This is a genomic window from Kitasatospora purpeofusca, from assembly GCF_034043715.1.
In the GTDB taxonomy this organism is placed as follows: Bacteria; Actinomycetota; Actinomycetes; order Streptomycetales; family Streptomycetaceae; genus Kitasatospora; species Kitasatospora purpeofusca_A.
Genome location: NZ_JAXCLC010000004.1, coordinates 109246 through 130148, shown reverse-complemented (window position 1 = coordinate 130148; position 20903 = coordinate 109246). Strand labels below are relative to the sequence as shown.

Here is a 20903-nt window from a genome sequence, read left to right as displayed (position 1 = left end):
CGGACAATGAACAAACGATCACTACTCTTTCGGCATATGCCGGATGCAACCCGAACCCGCGTTCGCAAGGCCCGGGCCGCCGGCCCGCCGAGGATCTACCAGGCGCTCCAGTCCACGTTCCAGCCGCCGAGGCCGTTGTCCGGCGCGACCTGTCCGCGCGAGGAGTTCTGCACCGTGACGACGTCCCCGATCAGCGAACCGTCGTAGAACTTGCCCGCCGAGGTGCCCGCCGCACCGCCCTCGACGTCCTTGAGGCCCACACAGCCGTGGCTGACGTTGTCCGCCCCGAAGGCGTTGCTCCAGTAGTTGCCGTGCACATAGGTGCCGGTGTCGGTCAGCCGCATCGAGTGCGGAGCCTGCAGGTCGTAGGGGGCACCGGTCATCCCGGGCAGGGTGCGGGACTGCATCCGCACCACGCCCTCCTTGGACATCACGACCATGGTGCCGTTCCAGGTCGGGTGCTCCGGCGAGCCGGAGGTGATCTCCACGACCGAGCTCTGGCCGTCTCGGACCACCGTCATCCGGTGCGTCTTGGCGTCAACACTCGAAATCTGCGATCGCCCGATAGTGAAGGGCTCGTCCCGGTCCAGTCCCCCGTAGACGCCCGGAGCGATCTCCACGCTCTTCAACCGGTACTTGACGGTGACCTTGGTGCCGGGGGTCCAGTACTTGTCCGGACGGAAGTCCAGCCGGCGGTTGCCGAACCAGTGCCCCTTGAGCACGGTGCCGTTGTCGGTGTCGAAGGTGATGCCCCGGGCCACCGCCTCCTTGTTCTTCACGTCCTTGTCGAAGGTGACCGAGACGATCATGCCGACGCCGTAGGTGGCGTTGTCCTGGACGTTGTCGCTCACCTTCGACTCCCGCTCGGGCATCAAGGTGGTGAAGCTGCTGTCCGCCGCGGCGACCACGCCGCCGGCGTCCGCCGCCAGCGCGCTCACCTGGTAGGCGGTGCCGACCGCCAGCGGGCCGGTCGGGCTCCAGCTCGCCCCGTCGGCGGCGAGGGTGCCGGTCACCTCCTTGCCGGTCCGGTCGCTCACCTTGACCGTGGTGAGCTTCCCGCCCGACACCGCGACCTTGAGCGAGCCGTCCGGGGCGACGTCCACCGCGCCGCTCTTCGGCTGGATGTCCACCACGGCCTGCGAGACCTTGGGCGCGGCGGCGGTGGCGGCGGCCCCACCGGCGGCCGGGGCGGCGGGGGTCTGCCCGCCGGCCGGGGCGGCGGACGACGGGACCCCCGCGGTCCCGTCGGCCCCCAGCTCGGCCTTGGCCGCCGTCCCGCCCCCGGTACCGCCGGTCCCACCGCCCCCGCCGCAGGCGCTGGTCAGCACCAGCGCTCCGCCGACCAGTCCCGCGGCCACCACCTTGCGTATCGACTTCACCGTCATCCCCCTCGTTCGTGTCACGGTGTTCGACATTTACACGCGCCCTGCCCCGGAAAGGTTGCGCCGTCCGGGGGGTCACCGGCCCCGGAAACGCGACCGGCCCGACCCCAACGAGTGAGGATCGGACCGGTCGTGGCAGTTCCGCGACTGACGGCGGCTACCGCGGGGAAGGGCTGCGGAGCGGTACTACGGCCTACCAGTTCGCCCAGGCGACGTTCCAGCCGCTCAGGCCGTTGTCGGGGGCGACGACCTTCTCCTTGGAGTTCTTGATGGTGATGACGTCACCGATCATCGAATCGTTGAAGAACTTGCCGGCCACCGAGGCGTCGCTGCCGCCCTTCTCGTCCTGCATCGAGATGCAGCCGTGGCTGGCGTTGCTCTTGCCGAACGGGTTGGCCCAGTAGTTGCCGTGCACGAAGGTGCCCGAGTTGGTCAGCCGCATCGCGTGCGGCACGTCCGGGATGTCGTACTCGCCGCCGAGACCGACGGTCTGCGAGTTCATCCGGGTGACCTTCTCCTTGGACATCACCACCATGGTGCCGTTCCAGGAGGGGTTCTTCTCGTCGCCCAGGGTCACCGGCACGGTGCGGCTGTCGCCGCCCCGGGTCACCGTCATCTGGTGGGTGGCCGAGTCGGCGACCGAGACCTGGGAGCGGCCGATGGTGAACGGCTCGTCCTTGTCGATGTCGCCGTAGACGCCCGGGGAGACCTCGACGTTCTTGAGGCGGTACTTGATGAGGACCTTGGTGCCCGGGGCCCAGTACTTCTCGGGGCGGAAGTCCAGCCGCTTGGTGCCGAACCAGTGGCCCTTCACGGTGGTGCCGTCGCTGGCCTCGAAGGTGATGCCCTGGACGACCGCGTCCTTGTTCTTGACGTCCTTGTTGAAGACCACCGAGACGATCATGCCGACGCCGTAGGTGGCGTTGTCGGCGATGTTGTCGTTGGTGGAGATCTTCTTCGCCGGGGTCAGCGTGGTGAACGAGGTGGTCGACGCGGCCACCAGGCCCTCGGCGTCGGTGGCCTGGGCGTTCACCTTGTACACCATGCCGACGGCCAGCGGGGCGCTGGGCTTCCAGCCGCTGCCGTCCGCGGTGACGGCGCCCGTGACCGCCTTGCCCTCCTTGTCGGTCACCTCGACCGTGGTGAGCTTGCCGCCGGTCACCCCGACCTTCAGCGCGCCGTCCGGGGCGACGTCCTGGGAGCCGTCCTTGGGCTCGACGTTCAGCACGGCGGCCGAGGTCTTCGGCGCGGCGGAGCTCTGGCCGGGCGTCGGCGTCCCCCCGTTGCCCCCGGCCCCGGCGTCCGCGGCGCCCGCGGTGGCGGTCGCGTCACCGCCGCCGGCGGCCTTGTCGTCGCCCCCGTCGTTGCAGGCCGCGGTGAGCATCAGCACTCCACCCATCGCCAGCGCCACCGCGCTGTGGCGCAGACGGCGGCTGATGACGGTGGTACGTATCGCGGCGTCGGCCGCCCTTACCGGCTTCACGGTCTCTCCCCTCCCGGTGTCCATCACTGTGGACGCGCTGGTGCCCGAACGGGTTGCACCGGACCGGCGATCTTCCGCGCCGGGCTTCGGCGCGGCAAGCAGGATAGCTGGGCCGATCGGGTGAATCCTGGGAGGGCTACCGGTGAACGCGGGTGAAGATCATCCGCACCTGGCCGTCACCCGGCCGTCAGGGTCTGGCCCCCGGGGACGGAGCCGGGGAGGAGGCCGCGGGGGCGGCCGGGGGAACGCCCGGCGGAAGACCCGGGGAGGGGCTCGGCACCGGACCCGGCGACCCGCTCGACGGCGCACTCGGGGACGCGCTCAGGGACGCACTCGGCGGCGCACTCGGGGCCGGACCGGCGGCCGGAGTGCCGGAGGGGCTCGCGCCGGGCTGGAGGGCGCTCCCCGCCACCCACTGCGCCCAGGGCAGGTTCCAGCCGTTCAGCCCGTTGCCCGGCGGCACCGCGTCCCCGGTCGAGGCCCTGACCTCCAGCACGTCCCCCGGGATCGTGTGCTCGAACAGCCAGCCCGCCGGCGTCTCCCCGCTCGTCCCGCCCTTGGCGTCGGCCAGCCCGATGCAGCCGTGGCTGGTGTTGGCGGTGCCGAACACCGACGGATTCGCCCAGTAGTTGCCGTGCACGAAGGTGCCGGAGTCGGTCAGCCGCATCGCGTGCGGCACGTCCTTGATGTCGTACTCGTCGCCCATCCCGACGGTCCGCGAGTTCATCCTGGTCACCCGGTACTTCTCGGACACCACGAGCACGCCCCGGTAGGTCGTGTGCCTGGGGTCCCCGCCGGACACCTTGAGGGCGCGCACCACCCGGCCGCCCTGGCCGGCCCGGACGGTGAGGGTGTGGGCGTCCAGGTCGACAGTGGAGACCTGGGGCCGGCCGACGGTGAACCGGACGTCCTTGGTCTGGGTGCCGAACTCGCCCGGGGCCCCCTGGACGTCCTTGAGCCGCAGCGCGACCGCCACCTTGGTGCCCGGCGCCCAGTACGCCCGGGGGCGGAAGTCCAGCCGCTGCGCGCCGAACCAGTGCGCGGCCACCTCCACCGGCGGGTCGGCGGTCACCGCGACCGCCCGCTCCACCGCCGCCCGGTCGGTGACCGGGCGGCTGAACCGCAGCGAGACCGGCATCCCCACTCCGACCGTGGAGCCGTCCTCGGGGGTGAAGAAGGCGACGAAGGTGTGCGCCCGGGCCATGGTCGAGAAGTCGGCGTGCTGCACCGCCCGCTGCCCCTGCTCGTCCTCGGCCACCGCGTCCAGGGTGAACTTCGTGCCCAGCGGCAGCGGGCCGTCCGGCGCCCAACCGGTGCCGTCCGCGGAGAGCGAACCCGGCACCTCGCCGCCCCGGCTGTCGGCCAGCCGCACGGACACCAGCCGGCCCTGGGCGACGCTCACCCGGACCGGGCCCTCGGGCGGCAGGTTCTGGGTGTCGTCCGCCGGCAGCGCGGTGATCGACGCCCGGGAGGCCGGCGGCGGGCCCGACGGCTCCGCCCGGACGGCGTCCGCGCTCGTGCTCCCCGGCGCGCCGCCACTGCCGGAGCACCCGGCCAGCACGGCCAGGCAGCAGCCCACCGCCGCCAGCCGCCGTGCCCACATCCGTCCTCGGGGCCGCATCCCGGGGCCTCCCGCCGTAGCCGTCCGATACCCCGCACAACGAGGACGGCCCCGACAGGACACGCCGACACGCCGGGAACGCCCACCCGACGGCCCAGCGACCGGGCCGCGCCCGGGCGCCATCCGCCGGTAACACGGTGTTAAGCCGCTTCCGTCCGGTGCGATCAGGGAATGAGACTCCGGACGGGGTCCGGGACACCCCGCCAGGGAGGGCACCGCCATGGCGACAGGGCAGGAATCGGCGGCCGCCGTGCGCGCGCACGCCCCAGCGGCCGTCAACGGGCACCGCGCGCACGGACACCCCGGCGAGCGGCCGGACGGCGAACCGCCCTGGCCGGGCAGCCGGCTGCCGCTCGGCGCGCGCTTCCACCCCGGCCCGGACGGCCGCCCCGGCACCAACTTCGCGCTCTGGGCCGGCGGCGCCGAGGCCGTCGACCTCTGCCTGTTCGACGAGGACGGCCGGGAGAGCCGGCTGCGCCTCGCCGAGCAGGACGCCCACACCTGGCACGGCTTCGTCCCCGGGGTCCTGCCCGGCACCCGGTACGGCTACCGGGTGCACGGCCGCTGGGACCCGTGGACCGGCGCCCGGTGGAACCCGGCCAAGCTGCTGCTCGACCCCTACGCCCGGGCGATCGACGGCGGCTACACCGCGCACGACGCGGTCTGCTCCGCCGTCCGCCACTGGCCCGAGACCGAGGTCGCCGACACCGTCCGGGACAACCGCGACTCGGCCCCGTACGTGCCCAGAGCCGTGGTCGTCCGGGACGACGACGACTGGTCCGACGACCACCGGCCGAAGACCCCCTGGGCCGAGACGGTCCTCTACGAGCTGCACGTGCGCGGCTTCACCCGCCGCCACCCCGACGTCCCGCCCGAGCTGCGCGGCACCTACGCCGGACTCGCCCACCCCGCGGCGATCGCCCACCTCACCGGCCTGGGCGTCACCGCGGTCGAGCTGCTCCCGGTCCACCACCACGTCAGCGAGGACCACCTCCAGGCCCGCGGCCTCGTCAACTACTGGGGCTACAACACCGTCGGCTACTTCGCCCCGCACGCCGGCTACTCCGCCGCCGGCTCGCGCGGCGGCCAGGTCGGCGAGTTCAAGCGGATGGTCCGGGCCCTGCACGCCGCCGGTATCGAGGTGATCCTCGACGTCGTCTACAACCACACCGCCGACGGCGCCGAACTCGGCCCCGCACTGCTGCTGCGCGGCATCGACAACGCCGGCTACTACCGGCTGCCGCCCCACCGCCCGCGCGGCTACGCCGACTACACCGGCTGCGGCAACAGCCTCGACACCCGCCGACCCCAGGTCGTCCGGCTGATCACCGACTCGCTGCGCTACTGGGTGCACGAGATGGGCGTGGACGGCTTCCGCTTCGACCTCGCCGCCACCCTCGCCCGCGGCGCCGACGGCGGCGTCACGATGGAGCACCCGCTGCTCTCCGCCATCGCCCAGGACCCGCTGCTCAGCCGGGTGAAGCTGATCGCCGAACCCTGGGACGTCGGCCCGGGCGGCTACCAGGTGGGCGGGTTCCCGCCGCCCTGGGCCGAGTGGAACGACCGCTACCGCGACACCGTGCGGGACTTCTGGCGCGGCGCCCGCCCGGACGTCCGGGAGCTCGGCTACCGGCTCTCCGGCTCCTCCGACCTCTACCAGCGGGACGGCCGGCGCCCGTACGCCTCCGTCAACTACGTGACCGCTCACGACGGTTTCACCCTGCGCGACCTCGTCTCCTACGACCGCAAGCACAACGAGGCCAACGGCGAGGCCGACCGGGACGGCACCGACGACAACCGCTCCTGGAACCACGGCGCCGAGGGGGAGAGCGCCGACCCCGCCGTCACCGCCCTGCGGCGGCGCCAGCTGCGCAACCTCACCGCCACCCTGCTGCTCTCCGCCGGGGTCCCGATGATCACCGCGGGGGACGAATTCGGCCGTACCCAGGGCGGCAACAACAACGCCTACTGCCAGGACAACGAGGTGAGCTGGCTGGACTGGTCGCTGCTCGACGACCCGGCCTGGCGGAGCCTGTACGACTTCACCGCCCGGCTGGTGCGGCTGCGCCGCGACCACCCGGTGCTGCGGCAGCGGGCGTTCTTCTCCGGCCGCGCCACCGCCCCCGGCGGGCGGCCCGACCTGGCCTGGTTCACCCCGCTCGGCAAGGAGATGACCGAGGCCGACTGGTTCGCGCCGACCGCCGCCGTGGGCATGCTGCTGGCGGGCACCGCGATGTCGGAACGGGACGCCCGCGGCCGCCCGCTGCTCGACGACAGCTTCCTGCTGCTGCTCAACGCCGGCCCCGAACCGGTCCCCTTCGTCCTGCCCGGCACGCCCCGGGCGGCCGACCGCACCAGCTACCGGACCGTGGTCGACACGGCGGCGGCGGACGACGGCCCCGCGGGGCGGCACCTCCCCGGCGAACCGGTCCCGCTCGGCGCCCGCGCCCTGCACCTGCTCCGGGCCGTCCCCTGACCGGGCCGTCCCCGGCCGTCCCCCGACCGGCGGCCCCACCTGGCCGGTTCTCGACGACAGGTCCGAAAAACCGGATGAGAAATGACGCGTACTCGGCCTACCCTCACCGCGATGGCCGAGAACCAAGCCCCCGACACCGCCCCCGGCTCCGCGCCCGACCCCGAGCCCGGCAGCGAGCCGCCCGCCCCCCGCCGGTCGACGGTGCGCTCGCTGCTGCGCCTGTGGCCCTACGTCCGCCCGATCCGCGCCCGGCTGGCCGTCTCGGTCACCGCCGCGATGCTCGGCTCGCTCAGCGCCCTGCTCGTCCCGACCGTCCTCGGCCGGATCGTGGACGGCCCGATCGCCGAGCGCGACCTCGGCGGCCTCTGGGCCCCGGCGGCGCTGCTGCTCCTGCTCGGCCTCGCCGAGGCCGCCCTGTTCTTCACCCGCCGGGTGGTGCTGGCCCGGCCGCTGTCCGGCGTCGAGACGGCGATGCGCGGCGACCTCTTCGCCAAGCTCCAGCGGCTGCCGGTGTCCTTCCACGACCGCTGGGGCTCCGGCCAGTTGCTCTCCCGCGCCACCTCCGACATGTACACCATGCGGCTGTTCCTGGCCTTCCCGCTGGTCTTCCTGATCGTCAACACGGTGACCTTCCTGGTCGGCACCGGGCTGATGTTCACCCAGGACTGGCGGCTGGCACTGATCGTGCTCGGCCCGGCCGTCCCGCTGCTGGTGCTCACCCGCCGCTTCGAGGCCGGTTACTCGGGCGCCGCCCGCCGGGCCCAGGACCAGAACGGCGACCTCGCCACCGTGGTCGAGGAGTCCGTGCTCGGCATCCGGATCCTCAAGGCCTTCGGCCGCCACCGCTCGATGGCGGAACGTTTCCGCGAGCACTCCCGGCAGCTGCGCCGCACCGAGCTGCGGAAGGCCGGCCTGCTCGCCAACCTGTGGTCGGTCATCGTCGGCCTGCCCGAACTGGCGCTCGGCTGCGCCCTCGCGGTCGGCGTCCACCTGGTCGCCCAGGACCAGATGTCCGCCGGCACCCTGGTCGCCTTCCTCTCCACCGCGCTCTCGCTGCGCTGGCCGGTGGAGTCGCTGGGCTGGCTGCTCGCCTACGCCAACGAGGCCGCCACCGCCACCGACCGCTTCTTCGAGGTGCTGGACGAGCCCGAGGCGGAGGCCGCCGAGGCCCCCGCGGGCACCCCCGCGGGCTCCGCCGACGCCCAGGACGGCATCCGGCTCACCGGCGTCCGCTTCCGCTACCCCGACGCCCCGGCCGGCACCCCCGACCTGCTCCGCGGCATCGATCTGCACATCCGCAGCGGCGAGACGATGGCCCTGGTCGGCGCCACCGGCAGCGGCAAGACCACCCTCACCGCCCTGCTCCCCCGCCTCTACGAGGCCACCGGCGGCAGCATCACCCTCGACGGCCGGGACATCCGCGAGTTCGACCGCACCCGACTGCGCGAGCTGGTCGCGGTCGCCTTCGAGGAGCCCACCCTGTTCTCCGCCACCGTCCGGGAGAACGTGCTGATGGGCGCCCCCGGCGCGGACGAGGAGCGGCTGCTCACCGCGCTCGCCACCGCCCAGGCCGGCTTCGTCGAGAAGCTGCCGGAGGGCGTCGCCACCGAGGTCGGCGAGCAGGGCCTCAGCCTGTCCGGCGGCCAGCGCCAGCGGCTCGCGCTGGCCCGCGCCGTGGTCGGCGACCCGGCGTTCCTGGTGCTCGACGACCCGCTGTCGGCGCTGGACGTGCACACCGAGGCGCTGGTCGAGCGCGCCCTGCGCGAGGTCCTCGCCGCCACCACCGCCCTGGTGGTCGCGCACCGGCCGAGCACCGTCCTGCTCGCCGACCGGGTCGCCGTCCTCGCCGACGGCCGGATCGAGGCCGTCGGCACCCACCAGGAACTGCTGCGCGACTCGGCGCGCTACCGCGAACTGATGTCGGGCGAGGCCGCCCTCGTCCCCGAGGGGAGCACCGCCCGATGACCACCACCGTCGAACCCGCCGCCGCGCGCACCGGCCAGGACGCGCCGGACGAGGAGGAGCTGCCGGCCCCGCCGGCCGACGAGGAGGACATCCCCGTCCCGCCGGGCGCGCCGCGGGCCCTGCTGCGCTCGCTGCTCGGCCCGCACCGCGGCCGGATCGCCACCGCCATGGCGGTGATCCTGCTCCAGCAGGCCGCGCTGCAGGCCGGTCCGCTGCTGGTGGCCTTCGCGATGGACCGGGGCATCCCCGCCCTGCGCGAGCACGACTCCGGTCCGCTGGTCGCGGTGGTGGTCGCCTACCTGGGCTGCGCGCTGCTGGGCACCCTGCTCCAGTGGGCGTTCATCAAGATCAGCGCCCGGGTCAACCAGGACATCCTGCTGGACCTGCGCGGGCGGATCTTCCGGCACGCCCAGCGGCTCAGCCTGGACTTCCACGAGCGCTACACCTCGGGCCGGATCATCTCCCGCGCCACCAGCGACGTGGACGCGCTGCGCGAGCTGCTCTCCGAGGGCCTCCAGGAGCTGCTGACGGTCTTCCTCTCGGTCTGCTCGATCTCGGTCATCCTGCTGGTGCTGGACTGGCGGCTCGGTCTGGCCTCGCTGGCCTCCTTCCTGCCGCTGTGGCTGATCGCCCGCTCGTTCCGGCGCCGCTCGCGCCGGGTCTACCGCCGTTCGCGCACCGCCGCGGCCTCGCTGATCGTCCGCTTCACCGAGACCATGAACGGCATCCGCCCGGTGAAGGCCTTCCGCCGCGAGCGGGCCAACGACGCGGCGTTCGGCGTGGTGAACCGGCAGTCGGCCACCGCCACCGCGGACGGCCTGCTGGAGATCGCCCGGTACGTCGGCCTCTCCCGGGGGGCGGCCAATGTGTGGACCACCGGTGTGCTGGTGCTCGGCGCCTGGCTGGTCACCGACGGCGCCCTCGAACTGGGCGTGCTGACCGCCTTCGTGCTCTACCTGCGCCGGCTGTTCGACCCGATCGACCAGCTGGCGATGTTCCTCAACAGCTACCAGTCGGCCGCCGCCGCGCTGGAGAAGATCGCCGGCCTGCTGGCCCACGAGCCGACCGTCGCCGAGCCCGCGGAGCCGAAGGAGCTGCCGGCCACGTCGGTGACGGGCCGGGCGGTGCGGTTCGAGGGGACGCGGTTCGCGTACCGGACCGGCAAGGAGGTGCTGCCGCCGTTCGACCTGGTGCTGCCGGCCGGGCAGACCGTCGCCGTGGTCGGTGCGACCGGGGCCGGCAAGTCGACGGTGGCCAAGCTGCTGGCCCGGTTCTACGATCCGACCGAGGGCCGGATCACCCTGGACGGAGTGGACCTGCGCGACCTCGCCGGTCCCGAGCTGCGGCGCGGGGTGGTGATGGTGACCCAGGAGTCCTTCCTGTTCTCCGGCACCGTCGCCGAGAACATCGCGATCGGCCGGCCCGGCGCCACCCGGGCCGAGGTCGAGGAGGCGGCCCGGGCGATCGGGGCGCACGCCTTCGTGGCCGAGCTGCCGGACGGCTACGACACCGATGTGCGCAAGCGCGGCGGGCGGATCTCGGCCGGCCAGCGGCAGCTGGTGGCCTTCGCCCGCGCACTGCTCGCCGACCCGGCGGTGCTGATCCTCGACGAGGCCACCAGCTCGCTGGACGTGCCCGGCGAGCAGGCGGTGCAGCGGGCGATGCGCACGGTGCTGGCCGGGCGGACGGCCGTGATCATCGCCCACCGCCTGTCCACCGTGGAGATCGCGGACCGGGTGCTGGTGATGGAGCAGGGCCGGATCGTGGAGGACGGCAGCCCGCGCGAGCTGATCGACGGCGCCGGGCGCTTCGCCCGACTGCACCGGGCCTGGCGGGACAGCCTGGTCTGAGCCCGCCCGCGGCCCCGCCCGCAGCCCCTGCCCGCACTTCGCGCACCTGCTCGCGGGTAATAGTCCATAGACCCTTTCATCTATTACCGAAGGGGTCTATGGTCGTATCCAGGGCTTACCGCCTCCGGGTTCGCGAAGGGGAACGAACATGGTCGACCGTCAGCACTGGGAGCAGTGGCAGCGCAGCTGGGACCGGCAGCAGGAGTGGTACCTGCCCGACCGTGAGGAGCGGTTCCGGGTGATGACCGACCTCGTCGGGGCCGTGACCGGCCCCGCCCCGCGCGTCCTCGACCTCGCCTGCGGCACCGGCAGCATCACCGAGCGGCTGCTCGCCCGGCTGCCCGGCGCCACCAGCGTGGGCGTGGACCAGGACCCGGCGCTGATGACCATCGCCCGGGGCGTGCTCGGCGAGGACGAGCGGTTCACCCTGGTGACCGCCGACCTCAAGGACCCGGAGTGGGCCCGCGCCCTCCCGCCGGGACCGTTCGACGCGGTGGTGACCGCCACCGCCCTGCACTGGCTGCCCGCCACCGACCTGGCCCGGCTCTACGCCGACCTGGCCGGACTGCTCCGCCCCGGCGGGGTGTTCCTCAACGCCGACCACATGCCGGACCCGGAGGTCCCGCTGCTCAACGCCGCCGAGCGGGCCCAGCGGCACGGCCGGCAGGAGCGCGAGAAGGCCGAGGGCGTCCTCGACTGGGAGTCCTGGTGGCTCGCCGCTGCGGCCGACCCGCTGCTCGCCGACCAGGTGGCCGCCCGCAACGTGCTGTACGGCTCGCACGCCGACGGCGAGTCCCACCCGGCCGGCTGGCACACCGAGCGGCTGCTGGCCTCCGGCTTCGCCGAGGCCGGGGTGGCCTGGCGCTCGGTCACCGACGCGATGGTGGCGGCCGTCCGCTGAACGGGGCGGTCCCGCTGGACGCGCCGGTCCGCCGGGCGGGGCGCCGGTCCGGCCGGCGCCCCGCCCGGAGCGCTCAGCGCAGCAGGACCGCGTCCATGCCCGGCACCTCCGGCGGCAGCGCCACCAGGCCCAGCTCGGCGGGCGAGGCCAGCCGGGGGTGCGAGGGCAGGACCCGCACCGTGTAGCCGAACGGCCCGGTGCGGCCGAGCTCCAGTGAGCCCTCGTACCTGGTCCGCCCGTCGAGGTCGGGCCCGCCGACCGGCTTGAGGGCGAGCAGGCAGGCGTCCGAGATCCGGTCCGACTCGTCCACCCGGCCGGAGACCACCTGGACCTCGACGTCGGCCGGCTCCAGCGTGCCGAGGGTCACCTGCACCCGCAGCGCCAGGGCGCTGCCCAGCTCCTGCGCCTCGTCCGGGCAGTCCGCCTCGACGTGTTCCACCCGGACGGCCGGCCAGGCCTCGCGCACCCCGGCCTTCCACCCGGCCAGCTCCCGGGCGGCGCGGTGCGCGCCGCTGCCGGCCAGCTCCCGCTGGGCCTGCGCGGCCGGGGCGTAGAGCCGTTCGACGTACTCGCGGACCATCCGGCCGGCCAGCACCTTGGGCCCGAGGGTGACCAGGGTGTGCCGGACCATCGCGATCCACCGGTGCGGCAGGCCGTCCGAGCCCCGGTCGTAGAAGCGGGTGGCGACCTGCTCCTCGATCAGGTCGTAGAGCGCGGCGGCCTCGATGTCGTCGCGCCGCTCGGCCTCCCGGCTGTCCGGGTCGAGCACGCCGTCGCCGGTGTCGGCGGTGGGGATCGCCCAGCCGTTCTGGCCGTCGAACCACTCGTCCCACCAGCCGTCCAGCACCGACAGGTTGAGGCAGCCGTTGAGCGCGGCCTTCATCCCGGAGGTGCCGCAGGCCTCCAGCGGGCGGAGCGGGTTGTTCAGCCAGACGTCGCAGCCCGGGTAGAGGTGCCGGGCCATCGCCATGTCGTAGTCCGGCAGGAAGACGATCCGGTGCCGGACGGCGGGGTCGTCGGCGAAGGCCACCATCTGCTGGATCAGCCGCTTGCCGCCGTCGTCGGCCGGGTGGGCCTTGCCCGCGACCACGATCTGCACCGGCCTGGTCGGGTGCAGCAGCAGGGCGCGCAGCCGCTCCGGGTCGCGGAGCATCAGGGTGAGCCGCTTGTAGGAGGGCACCCGGCGGGCGAAGCCGATGGTGAGCACGTCCGGGTCGAGCACCGAGGAGACCCAGCCGAGTTCGGCTTCGCCGGCCCCGCGCTGCTGCCAGGAGGCGCGCAGCCGGCGGCGGACCTCGTCGACCAGTTGGGCGCGCAGGGTGCGGCGGAGGTCCCAGACCTCGGTGTTGCCGATCCGCTCCAGGCCGGTCCAGCGCTTGGTCTCACCGGTGGTCATGGCTTCCTCGGCCCGGTCGGCGCCGATCTCGGCGGCGCCGAGCCGGACGACCGCCGGGTCGATCCAGGTGGCCGCGTGGACGCCGTTGGTGACCGAGGTGATCGGCACGTCCGCGGCGTCGAAGCCCGGCCAGAGGCCGTTGAACATCGAGCGGCTGACCTCGCCGTGCAGGGTGGAGACGCCGTTGGCGCGCTGGGCCAGCCGCAGGCCCATGGCGGCCATGTTGAACAGCTTCGGGTCGCCGCCGCGCCAGGTCTCGGCGCCGAGCGCGAGCACCTGCTCGACCGGGACGCCGGGGAGCGCGGTCTCGCCGCCGAAGTGCCGGGCCACCAGATCCCGGTCGAACCGGTCGATGCCGGCCGGGACGGGTGTGTGGGTGGTGAAGAGGGTGCCGGCCCGGACCGACTCCAGGGCCGCCGCGAAGTCGAGCCCGGCGTCCGCGACCAGTTCGCGGATCCGCTCGACGCCGAGGAAGCCGGCGTGGCCCTCGTTGGTGTGGAAGACCTCGGGCGCGGGGTGGCCGGTGAGCCGCTGGTAGGCGCGCACGGCCCGGACGCCGCCGACGCCGAGCAGCATCTCCTGCAGCAGCCGGTGCTCGCTGCCGCCGCCGTAGAGGCGGTCGGTGACGTCGCGCTCGGCGGGCGAGTTGGCCTCGATGCCGGAGTCCAGCAGCAGCAGCGGGACCCGGCCGACCTGGGCCTTCCAGATGTGCGCGGCCAGGGTGCGGCCGCCGGGCAGGGCGAGGTCGACCCGGCTGGGCGTGCCGTCGGGCTCGCGCAGCAGGGTGACGGCCAGTTCGTCCGGGTCGAGCAGCGGGTAGCGCTCCTGCTGCCAGCCGTCCCGGTCGAGGGACTGCCGGAAGTAGCCGTGCCGGTAGAAGAGGCCGACGCCGATGATCGGGACGCCGAGGTCGCTGGCGGCCTTGAGGTGGTCGCCGGCGAGGATGCCGAGGCCGCCGGAGTACTGGGGCAGCGCGGCGGCGATGCCGTACTCGGGCGAGAAGTACGCGATGGCGGCGGGGGGCGGCGCGGCGGCCTGCTGTCCCGCCGTCTGGTACCAGCGCGGGCCGGCCAGGTACTCCCGCAGGTCGTCGGCGAGGTCGCCGAGCCGGCGCAGGAACCTGCGGTCGGCGGCGAGCGCGGCGAGCCGGGCGGCCGGGACCTCCCCGAGCAGTCGCACCGGGTCCTCGCCCGTCGCGGCCCACACGTCCGGGTCCACGGACCGGAAGAGGTCCCGGGTCTCGGGGTGCCAGGACCAGCGCAGGTTGAGAGCCAGCTCGTGCAACGGCTGGAGTTGTTCGGGCAGGACGGTGCGGACGGTGAATCTGCGGATTGCCTTCACGGCGTGAAGCGTAGCCTCGCCCGATGGCATGATGGTGCGTCATCTGGGCTATTCGGCATCCGTTCGGCCTATTGATGAGATCGCATTCGGCGCATTGGACTGCGCGGGGGCGCACGAGGCGCACTTTCCGGGACGCCGCGCCACCAATACGTGGACGTGGCGGAACAGATCCATTTCCGCCGGCGGGCCCGCGCCCGATCACCTCCGAAACTCCGGCCGGACGGGTGCGTAATCGGCTCGACCGGTGCGAGGATGAACCGCGGTCGTCGATGCTGCGGGGAGTGCGGAGACGGGTGGCGTTCCCCCGCGAAGCAGCACGTCCGAATCCTTTTCGTGTTGATCGTTCGTCATCCTGATTGGTCCATTCGGCGCCCATCGCGGACCGCCGCGTGTCCTCGCGATCACCCCGCTCGTTCACGGGTGGGTCGGGTCCTCCGGGGGCGCGCTCGAGAGGCGTGCGCCGGGACGCGCGCGGGCTCTCGAGCCCTCCGCCACGGGCCCGGCAGGAGCGGGGCAGGTTGCCCGGAACGGCGGCGCGGGCAGGCTTCCGGTCGCAGGTCCTCCCCACCCAGCAGTCCTCCCGGTACTCCCCTGGCCCTGCCGGCCCGCGGGAGCTGCCGCCGATCTCGGGCAGGAGTTTGGCATGCACGGCGACACGCGGGACCAGTCCACACCGGTGGCGGACATCCTCGACGCAGCGGTCGCGGAATCCGCCGGACGGATGGATTCTGACGCTCGGACGGACGCGGCGATGCCGGGCCCCCGGGATGCCGGGGCAGACCGTACGGAGCGACCGGACGAGTCGGCCCGACAACCCGGGGCCGAGGACAGCCGGACCGCCCCCGGCCCGACCAGGGCCGCGACCACGCGCGGGCGCACCACCGCCCGCGGCGCGAACGCCTCCGAACCCGCCACCGGCCGGGCCGGGGGCGCCGCACCGGACGGGGCGCCCGCCGCGCGCCCCGCCGCCGGCCGGGCCCGCGCGAAGCCCGCCACCACCCGCAAGACCGCCCGCACGACCGCCCGCAAGACGACAGAGAGCGACACCGTGATCGGCCGCATCCCCGTCCTGGACGTCAGCCCCCTCGTGGACGCCGGTCGCCGCCCGGCCAAGGCCGTGGTGGGCGAGGCGTTCCAGGTCTCCGCGACCGTGTTCCGCGAGGGGCACGACGCGGTCGCCGCCAATGTGGTGCTGCGCGACCCGCGCGGCCGCGGCGGCGTCTGGACGCCGATGCGCGAGCTGGCCGAGGGCTCCGACCGCTGGGGCGCGCACGTCACCCCGACCGCCCCCGGCCGCTGGTCGTACCTGGTCGAGGCGTGGTCGGACCCGGTGGCCACCTGGCGCAAGGCCGCGGCGATCAAGCTGCCGGCCGGGATCGACACCGCGCTCGTCCTGGAGGAGGGCGCGCAGCTGCTGGACCGCGCCGCCGCCGGGGTGCCGAAGAAGGAGGGCCGGGCGGTGGTGCTGGCGGCCGCCGAGGCGCTGCGCGACCCGGCCCTGCCGCCGCTGTCCCGACTGGCCGCCGCACTCGCCCCCGAGGTGCAGGAGCTGCTGGGCCGCTTCCCGCTGCGCGAACTGGTGAGCGCCTCCCGGCCGGCGCCGCTCCAGGTGGACCGGGAGCGGGCGCTGTTCGGATCCTGGTACGAGTTCTTCCCCCGCTCCGAGGGCGCGGTGGTCGACCCGTCCGGGGTGGAGCCGCCGCGCTCGGGCACCCTGCGGACCGCCGCCGAGCGGCTGCCGGCGGTCGCCGCGATGGGCTTCGACGTGGTCTACCTGCCGCCGGTCCACCCGATCGGCCGCGCCTTCCGCAAGGGCCCGGACAACAGCCTGACGGCCGGCCCGCACGACGTCGGCTCGCCGTGGGCGATCGGCTCCCCGGAGGGCGGCCACGACGCCGTCCACCCGGACCTCGGCACGATCGAGGACTTCGACCACTTCGTCGCCGAGGCCACCGCGCTGCACCTGGAGGTGGCGCTGGACTTCGCGCTCCAGTGCTCGCCGGACCACCCCTGGGTGAACAAGCATCCGGAATGGTTCAGTCACCGGGCGGACGGCACCATCGCCTACGCCGAGAATCCCCCGAAGAAATATCAGGATATTTATCCGATCAACTTCGACCAGGACATGGACGGAATCGTCAAGGAGACGATCCGGGTCCTCCGGTTCTGGATGGCACACGGGGTGCGGATCTTCCGGGTCGACAACCCGCACACCAAACCGGTGGTCTTCTGGGAGCGGGTGCTCGCCGACATCGCCCGCACCGACCCGGACGTGGTCTTCCTCGCCGAGGCCTTCACCCGCCCGGCGATGATGCACACCCTGGGGAAGATCGGTTTCCACCAGTCGTACACGTACTTCACCTGGCGCAACACCAAGGCCGAACTCACCGAGTACCTCACCGAACTCACCGGCGACGCGGCCGCCTACATGCGCCCCAACTTCTTCACCAGCACCCCGGACATCCTGCACGCCTACCTCCAGGAGGGCGGCCGGGCCGCGTTCGCGATCCGCGCCGTCCTGGCGGCCACCCTCTCCCCCAGCTACGGCGTGTACGCCGGCTACGAGCTCTACGAGAACGAGCCGGCCCACCCCGGTTCCGAGGAGTACCTGCACTCGGAGAAGTACGAACTGCGCCCCCGGGACTGGAGCCGCACCGACACCCTCGCCCCGCTGCTCACCGTCCTGAACCGGCTGCGCCGCCGTCACCCGGCCCTCCAGCAGCTGCGTTCACTGCGCTTCCACCCCACCGACAACGACCAGGTGCTCGCCTACTCCAAGACCGCACCGACGCCCGACGGCCTCACCGACCACCTCATCACCGTGGTCAACCTGGACCCGCACCACCCCCAGGAGGCCACCGTCACCCTGGACGGGGACGGGCCGTACGCGGTCCACGACGAGCTCACCGGCGCCGCCTACACCTGGGGCCGGCGCAACTACGTCCGGCTCGACCCCTCAGCCGAGCCGGCCCACCTCCTCACGGTTCGGAGGAACCCAGCGTGACAGTCAACGAGCCCGTCCCCGACACCTTCCCCGAGACCTCGAAGAAGAACCTGGACCCGGAGTGGTTCAAGCGTGCGGTCTTCTACGAGGTGCTGGTGCGGTCCTTCCAGGACAGCAACGGCGACGGGGTCGGAGACCTCAAGGGGCTCACCGCCAAGCTCGACTACCTGCAGTGGCTCGGGGTCGACTGCCTCTGGCTGCCGCCCTTCTTCGCCTCGCCGCTGCGCGACGGCGGCTACGACGTGTCCGACTACAAGTCGGTGCTGCCGGAGTTCGGCGACCTCGCCGACTTCATGGAGTTCGTCGACGCCGCGCACGCCCGCGGCATGCGCGTGGTCATCGACTTCGTCATGAACCACACCAGCGACCAGCACCCGTGGTTCCAGGCCTCCCGGGAGGACCCGGACGGCCCGTACGGCGACTTCTACATGTGGGCCGACGACGACAAGCAGTACCCGGACGCCCGGATCATCTTCGTCGACACCGAGACCTCCAACTGGACCTACGACCCGGTGCGCAAGCAGTACTTCTGGCACCGGTTCTTCTCCCACCAGCCGGACCTCAACTACGACAACCCCCGGGTCCAGGACGAGATGATCGCCGGTCTGCGGTTCTGGCTGGACCTCGGCATCGACGGGTTCCGGCTGGACGCGGTGCCGTACCTGTTCGCCCGGGAGGGCACCAACTGCGAGAACCTCCCGGAGACCCACGCCTTCCTCCAGCGGGTCCGCAAGGAGATCGACGCCGACTACCCGGACACCGTGCTGCTCGCCGAGGCCAACCAGTGGCCGGAGGACGTCGTCGACTACTTCGGCGACTTCGCCTCCGGCGGCGACGAGTGCCACATGGCGTTCCACTTCCCGGTGATGCCGCGGATCTTCATGGCGGTCCGCCGGGAGTCCCGCTACCCCGTCTCGGAGATCCTCGCCAAGACGCCCAACATCCCGCACGGCTGCCAGTGGGGGATCTTCCTGCGCAACCACGACGAGCTGACCCTGGAGATGGTCACCGACGAGGAGCGCGACTACATGTACGCGGAGTACGCCAAGGACCCGCGGATGCGCGCCAACGTGGGCATCCGCCGACGGCTCGCCCCGCTGCTGGAGAACGACCGCAACCAGATCGAGCTCTTCACCGCCCTGCTGCTCGCCCTGCCGGGTTCGCCGGTGCTCTACTACGGCGACGAGATCGGCATGGGGGACAACATCTGGCTGGGCGACCGGGACGGCGTCCGGACCCCGATGCAGTGGACCCCGGACCGCAACGCGGGTTTCTCCTCCGCCGACCCGGGCAGGCTCAGTCTGCCGCCCATCATGGATCCGGTGTACGGCTACCAGGTGACCAACGTCGAAGCGCAGCAAAGCAGTTCGAGCTCGCTGCTGCACTGGACGCGTCGCATGATCGAGATCCGCAAGCTCAACCCGGCGTTCGGCCTCGGCAGCTACACCGAACTGCCCTCCAGCAACCCCGCGGTGCTGGCCTTCGTCCGTGAGTACGAGGGGGACCTGGTCATGTGCGTGAACAACTTCTCGCGGTTCGCGCAGCCGACCGAACTGGACCTGCGGCGGTACGGCGGACGGAATCCGGTCGAGCTGATCGGCGGGGTGCGCTTCCCCTCGATCGGCGAGTGGCCGTACCTGCTCACCCTGGCCGGGCACGGCTTCTACTGGTTCCAGCTCCGCCGGCCCGCCCGGCCGAGCGGAACCCTGCGGTCGAAGTAACGATCCGGCAGCCGCCGCGGACCCCACCGAACCCTCCGGGGGCGCGAGTTCGTACCCCGCGCCCCCGGTCGTCTCTGCACCACCGCGTACGGAGAACAGCCCAACGGCCACCCACACGAAGGCGTGACACGCGGGCCCAGCGCTCGCGTGCCGCGCCGCCGCGCCGCCGCAATCCGGAAGACTGACGGACCCGGCCAGACCCGTCGGGCGATCCGCCCAGCTCCTCCGGGGAAAGGGAGTCATGTCCGAAACCTCCCGTTCGCAAGTCCCCCTGCACCAGGACGCCCCCGCCGGCTCCGCCGCGCCGGCCGTCCCGCGGGGTACCGGGGTCCGGAGGACCGCCCTGGGGGTGAGCGAACTCGTCCAGGCGGCGCTGCCGCTGATCGCCGAGTGGCTACCCACCCAGCGCTGGTACGCCGGGAAGGGGCGGCCGATCACCGGCCTCACCCCCGTGGTCGGCACCCCCCTCCAGGTCGGCGACCCCGCCCTGCTGCACCTGCTGCTCCGGGTCGAGCACGCCGCCACCGCCGGTGTGCCGCACGACGACCTCTACCAACTGCTGCTCGGCATCCGCTCGAAGGACCCGGCCGGTATCGAGCCGACCGCCGTCCTCGGCCGGCTCACCCAGGGCCCCTACGACGGGGCGACGCTCTTCGACGCGGTGCACGATCCGGAACTCACCGGGCGACTGCTGGAACACCTGGCCACCGGCGACCGGTTCGGCGCACTGTCGTTCCGCCGCACCCCCGGTTCCGGACTGCCCACCAACCTGCCCGGGCGCGCCTCCACCGCCGAGCAGTCCAACAGCTCCGTCATCTACGGCACCTCGTACATCCTCAAACTGTTCCGCCGCGTCCACCCCGGCACCAACCCCGATCTGGAACTCTCGCTCGCGCTCTCCCGGGCCGGTTCGACCCGCATCCCCCGGGTCGCCGCCTGGTTCGAGAGCCGGCTGGAGCGCGCCGAGCCGGCCACCCTCGGGCTGCTCCAGCGCTACCTCCCGGAGGCGGAGGACGGCTGGGAACTCGCCCTCGACCAGGTCGGCCGACTGAAGGGGGACCCCTCCCCCGGCAACTTCGCGATCGAGGCGCACCGGCTCGGCCGGGCCACCGCCGAGGTCCACCGGGTACTCGCCCGGTCGATGCCGGTCGCCCGGCTGGACCGGGGCCAGACCCGGGAGCTGGCCACCGCGATGGCCGACCGGCTGGACAGCGCGGTCGCCGCCGTCCCGGGGCTGATGCGCTACCGGGGCGCCCTCCGCTCGGCCTTCGGCCAGATGGCCGACGCCCACCCGGACGGTATGGCGGTCCAGCGGATCCACGGCGACCTGCACCTCGGCCAGGCCATGCGCACCCCGCACGGCTGGGTCCTGCTGGACTTCGAGGGCGAGCCGGCCAAGTCGGTCGCCGAACGGCGCGAACCGCAGACCGCGCTGCGGGACGTCGCCGCGATGCTCCGCTCCTTCGACTACGCCGCCGCCCACCTGCTGGCCGGCGGGCCGCCCGACCCGGAACTCGCACACCTCGCCGCCGCCTGGGCACAGCGCAACCGCACCGCCTTCTGCGCCGGCTACACCGCGGGCGGCGGCACCGACCCGGCGGCCTCGCCGGAGCTGATGCGCGCGCTGGAGATCGACAAGGCGGTGTACGAGGTGGTCTACGAGGCCAGGCACCGGCCGAGCTGGCTGCCGATCCCGCTGGCCGCGATCAACCGGCTCGCCCTCACCGTCTGATCCGCCGCGCCCCCTCGGCGGCCGGTCCGGT

General features: G+C 73.2%; 11 protein-coding genes. 7 read left to right on the top strand and 4 right to left on the bottom strand.

Annotated features, from left to right (window positions below; genetic code table 11):
• Positions 1–95: 95 nt before the first annotated feature.
• The 3 genes from SM793_RS03590 to SM793_RS03580 form a co-directional block, all read right to left on the bottom strand.
• Positions 96–1385 (bottom strand): Ig-like domain-containing protein, encoded by a 1290-nt coding sequence (locus SM793_RS03590; RefSeq protein ID WP_413815867.1) that lies wholly within the window; start codon positions 1383–1385, stop codon positions 96–98.
• Between the two features lie 190 nt (positions 1386–1575).
• Positions 1576–2865, bottom strand: a complete 1290-nt coding sequence (locus tag SM793_RS03585) for a L,D-transpeptidase (protein ID WP_320436497.1) — start codon at positions 2863–2865, stop codon at positions 1576–1578.
• A 187-nt stretch (positions 2866–3052) separates the two neighbouring features.
• A complete protein-coding gene (locus SM793_RS03580) occupies positions 3053–4486 on the bottom strand; it encodes a L,D-transpeptidase (RefSeq protein ID WP_320436496.1) in 1434 nt (477 codons plus the stop codon).
• A gap of 220 nt (positions 4487–4706) precedes the next feature.
• On the opposite strand from SM793_RS03580, the gene glgX reads away from it, so the two are divergent.
• The 4 genes from glgX to SM793_RS03560 all read left to right on the top strand — a co-directional run bounded on the left by glgX (position 4707) and on the right by SM793_RS03560 (position 11678).
• Positions 4707–6962 carry a glycogen debranching protein GlgX gene (gene glgX, locus SM793_RS03575; protein WP_320436495.1) on the top strand — a complete coding sequence of 752 codons (2256 nt, stop codon included), beginning with the start codon at positions 4707–4709 and terminating at the stop codon, positions 6960–6962.
• Between the two features lie 111 nt (positions 6963–7073).
• Positions 7074–8927, top strand: a complete 1854-nt coding sequence (locus SM793_RS03570) for an ABC transporter ATP-binding protein (RefSeq protein WP_320436494.1) — start codon at positions 7074–7076, stop codon at positions 8925–8927.
• Positions 8924–10777, top strand: coding sequence for an ABC transporter ATP-binding protein (locus SM793_RS03565; RefSeq protein ID WP_320436493.1), 1854 nt, complete (start codon positions 8924–8926; stop codon positions 10775–10777). The genes SM793_RS03570 and SM793_RS03565 overlap by 4 nt, the downstream gene beginning before the upstream one ends.
• A 148-nt stretch (positions 10778–10925) precedes the next feature.
• Entirely contained in the window at positions 10926–11678 is a 753-nt protein-coding gene (locus SM793_RS03560) for a class I SAM-dependent methyltransferase (RefSeq protein ID WP_320436492.1), read from the top strand.
• Positions 11679–11751: 73 nt separating this feature from the next.
• Here the strand turns inward: SM793_RS03560 and glgP are convergent, their stop codons facing one another.
• On the bottom strand, positions 11752–14415 hold the full coding sequence (gene glgP / locus SM793_RS03555; RefSeq protein ID WP_320436491.1) for an alpha-glucan family phosphorylase: 2664 nt from the start codon (positions 14413–14415) through the stop codon (positions 11752–11754).
• A gap of 1048 nt (positions 14416–15463) precedes the next feature.
• Here glgP and SM793_RS03550 point away from each other — a divergent pair.
• The 3 genes from SM793_RS03550 to SM793_RS03540 all read left to right on the top strand — a co-directional run bounded on the left by SM793_RS03550 (position 15464) and on the right by SM793_RS03540 (position 20872).
• Complete coding sequence (locus SM793_RS03550) at positions 15464–17419, top strand: alpha-1,4-glucan--maltose-1-phosphate maltosyltransferase (RefSeq protein ID WP_320436557.1); 1956 nt, start codon at positions 15464–15466, stop codon at positions 17417–17419.
• Positions 17416–19140, top strand: coding sequence for a maltose alpha-D-glucosyltransferase (treS, locus tag SM793_RS03545; RefSeq protein WP_320436490.1), 1725 nt, complete (start codon positions 17416–17418; stop codon positions 19138–19140). The genes SM793_RS03550 and treS overlap by 4 nt, the downstream gene beginning before the upstream one ends.
• A 241-nt stretch (positions 19141–19381) precedes the next feature.
• Positions 19382–20872, top strand: a complete 1491-nt coding sequence (locus tag SM793_RS03540) for a maltokinase N-terminal cap-like domain-containing protein (protein WP_413815866.1) — start codon at positions 19382–19384, stop codon at positions 20870–20872.
• Positions 20873–20903: the final 31 nt, after the last annotated feature.

What these genes read in the sequence shown, in the direction of transcription:
- SM793_RS03590 (WP_413815867.1), bottom strand. Translation starts at nt 1,385, where the DNA reads ATGACGGTGAAGTCGATACGCAAGGTGGTGGCCGCGGGACTGGTCGGC.
- SM793_RS03580 (WP_320436496.1), bottom strand. Translation starts at nt 4,486, where the DNA reads ATGCGGCCCCGAGGACGGATGTGGGCACGGCGGCTGGCGGCGGTGGGC.
- SM793_RS03560 (WP_320436492.1), top strand. Translation starts at nt 10,926, where the DNA reads ATGGTCGACCGTCAGCACTGGGAGCAGTGGCAGCGCAGCTGGGACCGG.
- glgX (WP_320436495.1), top strand. Translation starts at nt 4,707, where the DNA reads ATGGCGACAGGGCAGGAATCGGCGGCCGCCGTGCGCGCGCACGCCCCA.
- SM793_RS03540 (WP_413815866.1), top strand. Translation starts at nt 19,382, where the DNA reads ATGTCCGAAACCTCCCGTTCGCAAGTCCCCCTGCACCAGGACGCCCCC.
- SM793_RS03565 (WP_320436493.1), top strand. Translation starts at nt 8,924, where the DNA reads ATGACCACCACCGTCGAACCCGCCGCCGCGCGCACCGGCCAGGACGCG.
- SM793_RS03570 (WP_320436494.1), top strand. Translation starts at nt 7,074, where the DNA reads ATGGCCGAGAACCAAGCCCCCGACACCGCCCCCGGCTCCGCGCCCGAC.